Below are 6432 nucleotides of genomic sequence, written 5' to 3'. Positions count from 1 at the left end.
GATTTTAACACCGTTTTTCACAATAGCACCTGAACTATGGTATAGCAAAGTTGTTTGTTTTATTATCGGCTTAGTTGTTATAGGATTTGGAACAGCAATTTATTTACACACAAATTTTGCCCCCATTCCAGTTGACCGATTAACATTAATCATACAAGAATTAACTAGAACAAATATATTTCTTTCGAGAACATTCGTTTACCTCGTATTCTTGATAATGGCAATGATTTTTAATGGACCAATTGGCATTGGAACTTTATTAACCGTTTGTTTAGGAGGGATAATACTCAATTACTTCATGCCACTTACTAAAAAAGTAATAGATCGCATATTAACACACTCTAGTACATCACCAAATTATCATAAAGACAAAAACCATTCAATATAGAATGGTTTTTGTTATTCTTGTTCCACTAACCTGCCCGCTACTTGAATAAGAAAAGCCGCCGAGAACGGCAGCTGAGCCTAAACTCAAGCACCCTTTAGTTGAATAAGACCTATTGTGGAAGATTTGTAAGTTCAAAGAAATCAGGTTCTGGTTTCATCAATTTTGTACCTTTTTCTGATTGAAAATAAATTTCTTTTTCGTTTTCATATTGAACCTTTATACTCATATCCCCGAAATCAATTACGCTTGTTTTTTCACGAGGTGATACTTCTTCATTCCAATCAATAGCTTCGTTAATAAAACCAACAATTTTCTCTATTTTAATCTCATCTTTAATTTCAGAACATTTTTCATCCGTTGAACTTTGATAAATGCAAATGCTTTCTGGAACATTATTAATCCAAGTTGTTGAGTTAAATATTGGGGTTTTATCGAAAATCACCTTTAAATTAACCTGCCCCGTTAGTGGAGCAAGAAAAAAGGCTGCCGCAGCAACCAGTTCTTAAAGGAAAGCAACCGTTAGTTTAACAAACAATAGGGATTTGGTAACTATTATTCATTTATTTCATTAGAAAAAAGCAAACCGCTGCAATTAATAAATTAGGTAATCCTATTAACAATATAGAATTAGTTTGTGAAAATCTTTGTTTTCTATCTTCTTTTGATTCAGATTGTAGATTTCTACCCAACCTATCCCCATCCAAGAATGCTCCAGATAACAAAGCTCCTAATATCAGTGAGATAATTCCGACAGCCCCTGTGATTTTATACAATAAAGTGTAATTGCTTGAAAACATTGAAATTAGAAAAGCGACCACCACGATACTAATTCCTATAATTAATTTCTTCATAATTAACACATCCCTATGGTTTTTTTGTTAAATTCCAATTAGTTTACATTTTTAATTATAACATTTTCAGAATTTTATAAATACAAAAATTCCCACATAACTTCTTAAACCAATCTGCTTGTTAGTTACAAGAAAAAGCTGCCATAATGACAGCTCTGATCTACAACTCTTCCACCCGTTAGTTGAAGAGTGGGGAATAGATTATTAAAAGAGCTCCTAATAAAATAAGACCAACAATAATAATTAATCCATTACTTAAATCTAATACGACACCTAAAATCACCCATACGAAATAGAAAATTTTAGTTTTTGTACTTTCATTTTTATAATTTTTATAAGCTTCTTTAATAAACCACCCTAAAATGATACTTCCGCCAACAACCAATATAATACCAATAGCCACTATTTTCATAATTGTACGGTTTTCTTACTCCTTTTAAGGAATTTATATACCTGTTAGTTTGTCACTGTTCCACTTCAACTACCTTGCCCATTAGTCCAACAACAAAAAGACTTCTGCAACGATCATCATTTTTAATTAACAAAGCACCGTTAAATAAGTAATTTTTCGCAAAAAAAAATAGAGCTTATAGCTCCTGTTAGTATCAGCTCCGCCTACGCTGAATACCGTGATGACCACCATTGTCATCTGACCTAATTACATTATATTTGAAAACGCTTACAATTGTAAAGGTATTTGCTCAGTGTCTTCAAATAAAAAAATAGGGCTTGCTACGACGCAATCCCAATTTCAACAAAAGCACCCGTTAGCTTAATAAGAACTCCGATTAGCTAGTTTTTCACTATAATCTTATCACCTTTTTGAGTATATCTTAACGGTTCATTCAACTGGTTTGGATGCAGTATTTTATAATACTGTTTGAATGGCTGTGCAATATCAGGTTCATCAATGAAGGGAAAATAATCCACATTGAATTCACGAGTCGATGTAAAAGCCTAAAAGCATACTGACTATTAAGCAAAATATGAATCCTTTTATCTTTAACCTTAATAATACACTCGTAAAAACTCTTTCCTGGTTCACCACCAATAAAGTCCAATACTTTTGAACCAAACAAAGAGTAACATATTTGTTTGAATTTATTCTCTTTAACCGATGGTGCTGGTTGAAAACCTGTAATTCCTGAACACAGAATTAACATACACAAACCCCCTGATCATAAAACCTGTATTCCACTATCCTGCCCCTTTAACAAAAAGCCGCCAAGTCAGCTGCTGTATCTTCAACTCAAGCACCCGTTACTTTAAGTACATTTTTTCACAATCTTTTATCAAGGTAAGCATTTAGGAAGTTCTGTTTATGATTCAAAAAGAATGAACCTCTTATTTCTTTTCGACCATTGATAACAGGATTTTTTCCATCTCTTCCTTTGTTAATAAGTCTGCTAGTATAGAGATTTTAATTCCTTTTTCTGGCACGATTAATCTCATACCTTGAATATTAGTATCATCAGAATGTTTAAAATCTAGTTCAAAGCCTTTTAAAGTATAAGAATCTGTATATTGAAAATCCCATCCGCTTAAATAGAGAGTCCAGATTCACCCTTTTGATATTCCAATTTAACCGAAGGGTCTTTACGGAAAAAACCTGTTTTCGGGCGTATGGTTGTTTCTTTATATGAATACCCTTCTGGAATATATGCTGGTTTAAGAATCGGAAACTCTACTGATTTTGCCAAGACTTTTTGTTCATAATTTTTTAACTCAGAACTTATTTCATCAAGCCTCCTTATTTTTTCATTATTATTCAAATAATCATCTGATTTAAGTATCTCTCCCTTTTCAACATAAAAACAAAAATTAAGAAATTTTCCCAACCATATTCTCAGTTCAACTACAATATAATAGAATTGGACTATGGCTTGTCTATATGTTTTTTTGAAGGAAACAACATATAATTTTCCCAACCCTCACAATAACCCTATCACGGTATAATGGAGTAGGACAATTAAATATCCAAATATTGGAAGACTGGATATGATGAAAAAGTTGAAGGTGTTAAAGGCGTTAGTCTCTACTGTTGCATTAGGATCTTTATTAACTTTTTCCACAACAGCGGCTTTCGCAACGAACGAGGTGAAAAAGGAAAAGGACGGTCATTTAGTAATCGAGGCCATCCACTATAATCCACCTATTGAAGAAGATTTTCAGGACGTCACAGATTCAGGCGGTATAAATGCGTACTATGTTCCCATACTGGTGATGAGTACGAATACTACTCAAAGTCACTTTACAAGAGCAAAGATTGGGGAACTACCATCACAAATAATAGTTCCACGGTTGATAGTGTATCAAGGACCGTTTCCAGAACGAAGTTTGCAAATGGTGCGGTTGGAGCTTCCTACGAAACAAAAGCAAACTTTGGATTGATCCAGGGGAAACTTAATATCACTGCGGAGGTATCGTTCGGAACATCTTCATCAGTGTCAGTTACATACACATTCAATCTTCCGGCATATACCACTACCACTATCTCTACAGGCTCTCAGGCGGTTTCTACAGCAGGAAACATTGTTCATTACAGCAATGGAGTGAAGACTTCCAGAAAGGCCGTAAACGCTAAATACTTCTATGATGATTATGCAGATAAGGTTTCTAAACCTTTATAAAACTATTTTAGTCAAAGGATGAAAAGTGAAAAAACTAATCTATGCTTTCTTATTAGTCATGTCCCTTGTGATTTCCGGCTGTTCAAATTTGGAGCCCCAACAGGATGTTAAGGCACAAGCTGAAACTGCAAAACCTGCAAAATCGGAACAAGTTCAGGTGAAGAAGGATCCTGACTCTGTTACGGAGTATCAAAATGAAATAAATGGTGTGAACCTAAGGACGGTATTCTAAAAATCACTAGGAATGGAAATATCGTGAAGTTTGATATGGATGTTCAGTTTTCTGGTGAACTTAGAAACCTAATGAATAGTACAAAAAATAAATTCGGTTTCACCTTTCTTGAAGTGACTGGAAAGCATAGATTAGCTGAAATCGTGACAGTTTGGGGAACTCCAACAGACGGGCAAGCAGCCATATCGAATCTTCCTGAGTTTGGAGGAATTTATCACTTACAGCAGGAACTTAAGTTAAAGGACAATATTACCTCGGACGAATTGAATTATGTTACTTCTCCCACGAATTATATGTTCGCTACCATAAATGAAAACAAGCAGGTAGTAGCTGCAACTATGGGATTGGATGCGGGGACCATCCAGAAATAAGTCACTTTAAGTGGCTTATTTTTTTATTAAGGGAGAGTAGTTCATGAAGAATTTTGGTAAATTAAAACATTTTGTGAAATTAATAAACCCTGTAAGAAATTTAAATTGTGTTTAACATAATCTCCTTCAGTACCTTCCCCAATGAAAAATACAGATTTGATTTCTCCGTTTAACTTTATATGATGTCCGTTCTGATTTAAAAAATCTTCATTAATTTTTTCTTCCTGTATCCATATTTCCGCCATTTAAATACCTCAAAGAATTAAGATTTTATATAGCTATTATATCGTTCTTTCCTAAACAGATACACAGTTCTTGTTCAACTAAACTGCCCGTTACTTTAATAAGAAAGGTGATTACCATTTGGTTCAGTAATCACCGCTTGGCATTTCTATTCAATAAAATTTATTTTATTTTCTTGACACCATTCAATTGCAATTTGTTTAAAATTCTCGTCACGGTATGAATACCATTGTTCTTCCAGTTCAAAATCTATTATTTTATCCTTAAATCTTCTAAAGGCACCCTTTCCCTTAATTGCTCTTAATAAGGAGTCCTGCTTTCGTTGATCACTTACTGTTAGGCAAAAGTCTTCCATTATCTCATATTCATTCACTTCATATTTAGTAGGTAACTCTATATAATTTTCAAAGTTCTCAACCACATCAATTGCAATCATTCTATTCTCTTGTTCCCATTCCGGTAAATGATCAAATGGTTTTTCGTCTTCAACTTCTCTCAAGTCCTCCGATGTTACTAACACTATTTCACCCGTTTTAATATTTAGTAATGAATGTGACTCTTCAAACTGTATTTCCATTTCCTCAATTATATCTTTCAGTTTGACTTGTATAGTCATTATTAGATCACCTTTTGATATTTTTTAGTAATGCACCCGTTAGTTGAACAAGTTAATGTACCTATTGTTTAATTTTTTTAGCTACATAATCACCGTAAAAGTATGAGTTATCTAGATCATCATATTTAGGTGTAGCAATTATAGTATATTTACCATTTTCATCAACTTCAAATAAAGCTACATTATTATACTCCCATCCTACGAAATGATCAGGATTTGAATCATCTACCGACATATCAATGTTGTATATTCCTTTAGTTAATACCCCACTTTGTTGAAAGTCCACTATTAAATCCTTAGCTTTTGGAATAGGATGTTTATTTTTATTCATGTCAAATTCAAATAAAAAATTCACCACACCTATATACCTCGAATTATAATTTTCACGCCGAGGATCACTTGGTTTCAATGTAGGTAAAAGAGCATTGGTATCAATCTTTTGGGTCCTTTTAAAATCTTCTAATAATTCTTGAGAATATACCATATTTAATTCAATATTATCGAAAGGGAACATGTAGGCAGGTTCTCCATCCTCAATAACAACTTTTTGAGGATATTTTACTAAACCATACTTTTTTATTATTTTATTAATCGTGTGAATAACTTCAGGATGCTGCTCTATATATGCACCTTTAAACATTTCTAAATAAAAATCATCACTTGATTCTTGAACAAATTTATAGATAATACTTTTATCCTGATGAGTCTCCTTTTCAAAAGTAAGACTTGGATACGCTGAGTACGGTTTATCTATTCTTAAATGAGTATCGTAATTATCATCTACCAAGAAATTGTTTTCTGCTGTTATAATTTGAAACTCCTTTTTAAATCCATAATTAGTTTTTAGATAATCTTGAACTGGCTTTTTTAAATCATCTTTAGAGACACATCCATTTAGAATTAGGATTGAAATACTTACTAAGATGATTTGAGTCAATTTTTGAATATTCATCAATCCTCTATCCTACCTTACTTAAATTATTATTAATAATTATATCATTCCTTATTAATACAGATAGGTAAGGCTTTGAAGTTATCGCCACCTTTTCCCCCTGTTCACACCGTACGTGCGACTTTCACCGCATACGGCGTTCCAACTAA

General features: G+C 33.0%; 11 protein-coding genes. 4 read left to right on the top strand and 7 right to left on the bottom strand.

Annotation, left to right across the window (positions count from 1 at the left end; all coding sequences use genetic code 11):
* Positions 1–388: DUF6198 family protein (locus J7E77_RS25455; protein WP_483861475.1), on the top strand; the 388-nt coding region annotated here is incomplete at its 5' end.
* A 109-nt stretch (positions 389–497) separates the two neighbouring features.
* Here J7E77_RS25455 and J7E77_RS25450 read toward each other — a convergent pair.
* The 4 genes from J7E77_RS25450 to J7E77_RS25435 all read right to left on the bottom strand — a co-directional run bounded on the left by J7E77_RS25450 (position 498) and on the right by J7E77_RS25435 (position 3167).
* Positions 498–830 (bottom strand): hypothetical protein, encoded by a 333-nt coding sequence (locus tag J7E77_RS25450; protein WP_214717722.1) that lies wholly within the window; start codon positions 828–830, stop codon positions 498–500.
* A 118-nt stretch (positions 831–948) separates the two neighbouring features.
* Positions 949–1239: a DUF5316 domain-containing protein gene (locus tag J7E77_RS25445; protein WP_214717720.1), complete on the bottom strand. Its 291-nt coding sequence runs from the start codon at positions 1237–1239 to the stop codon at positions 949–951.
* A gap of 178 nt (positions 1240–1417) precedes the next feature.
* Positions 1418–1651 carry a hypothetical protein gene (locus J7E77_RS25440; RefSeq protein ID WP_214717718.1) on the bottom strand — a complete coding sequence of 78 codons (234 nt, stop codon included), beginning with the start codon at positions 1649–1651 and terminating at the stop codon, positions 1418–1420.
* 1129 nt (positions 1652–2780) lie between these two features.
* Entirely contained in the window at positions 2781–3167 is a 387-nt protein-coding gene (locus tag J7E77_RS25435) for a hypothetical protein (RefSeq protein WP_214717716.1), read from the bottom strand.
* Between the two features lie 70 nt (positions 3168–3237).
* Between J7E77_RS25435 and J7E77_RS25430 the strand changes: the two genes are divergently transcribed.
* The 3 genes from J7E77_RS25430 to J7E77_RS25420 all read left to right on the top strand — a co-directional run bounded on the left by J7E77_RS25430 (position 3238) and on the right by J7E77_RS25420 (position 4472).
* Positions 3238–3630: a hypothetical protein gene (locus J7E77_RS25430; RefSeq protein ID WP_214717715.1), complete on the top strand. Its 393-nt coding sequence runs from the start codon at positions 3238–3240 to the stop codon at positions 3628–3630.
* A 264-nt stretch (positions 3631–3894) separates the two neighbouring features.
* Positions 3895–4101: a hypothetical protein gene (locus J7E77_RS25425; protein WP_214717713.1), complete on the top strand. Its 207-nt coding sequence runs from the start codon at positions 3895–3897 to the stop codon at positions 4099–4101.
* 23 nt (positions 4102–4124) lie between these two features.
* Positions 4125–4472 (top strand): hypothetical protein, encoded by a 348-nt coding sequence (locus J7E77_RS25420; RefSeq protein ID WP_214717711.1) that lies wholly within the window; start codon positions 4125–4127, stop codon positions 4470–4472.
* 41 nt (positions 4473–4513) lie between these two features.
* On the opposite strand, the gene J7E77_RS25415 is transcribed toward J7E77_RS25420, so the two are convergent.
* The 3 genes from J7E77_RS25415 to J7E77_RS25405 all read right to left on the bottom strand — a co-directional run bounded on the left by J7E77_RS25415 (position 4514) and on the right by J7E77_RS25405 (position 6286).
* Positions 4514–4717 (bottom strand): hypothetical protein, encoded by a 204-nt coding sequence (locus J7E77_RS25415; protein ID WP_214717710.1) that lies wholly within the window; start codon positions 4715–4717, stop codon positions 4514–4516.
* Between the two features lie 146 nt (positions 4718–4863).
* The gene (locus J7E77_RS25410; protein ID WP_214717709.1) at positions 4864–5331 is read right to left on the bottom strand and encodes a UPF0158 family protein; all 468 of its coding nucleotides are present in this window, start codon (positions 5329–5331) and stop codon (positions 4864–4866) included.
* A 61-nt stretch (positions 5332–5392) separates the two neighbouring features.
* Positions 5393–6286, bottom strand: coding sequence for a hypothetical protein (locus J7E77_RS25405; protein ID WP_214717707.1), 894 nt, complete (start codon positions 6284–6286; stop codon positions 5393–5395).
* Positions 6287–6432: the final 146 nt, after the last annotated feature.

It is taken from the genome of Bacillus sp. ISL-77 (assembly GCF_018613105.1).
This window is presented reverse-complemented; position numbering and strand designations above follow the sequence as displayed.

Excerpts from the sequence above, each read along its gene's own strand:
- J7E77_RS25445 (WP_214717720.1), bottom strand. The coding sequence starts at position 1,239 with ATGAAGAAATTAATTATAGGAATTAGTATCGTGGTGGTCGCTTTTCTA.
- J7E77_RS25440 (WP_214717718.1), bottom strand. The coding sequence starts at position 1,651 with ATGAAAATAGTGGCTATTGGTATTATATTGGTTGTTGGCGGAAGTATC.
- J7E77_RS25430 (WP_214717715.1), top strand. The coding sequence starts at position 3,238 with ATGATGAAAAAGTTGAAGGTGTTAAAGGCGTTAGTCTCTACTGTTGCA.
- J7E77_RS25415 (WP_214717710.1), bottom strand. The coding sequence starts at position 4,717 with ATGGCGGAAATATGGATACAGGAAGAAAAAATTAATGAAGATTTTTTA.
- J7E77_RS25410 (WP_214717709.1), bottom strand. The coding sequence starts at position 5,331 with ATGACTATACAAGTCAAACTGAAAGATATAATTGAGGAAATGGAAATA.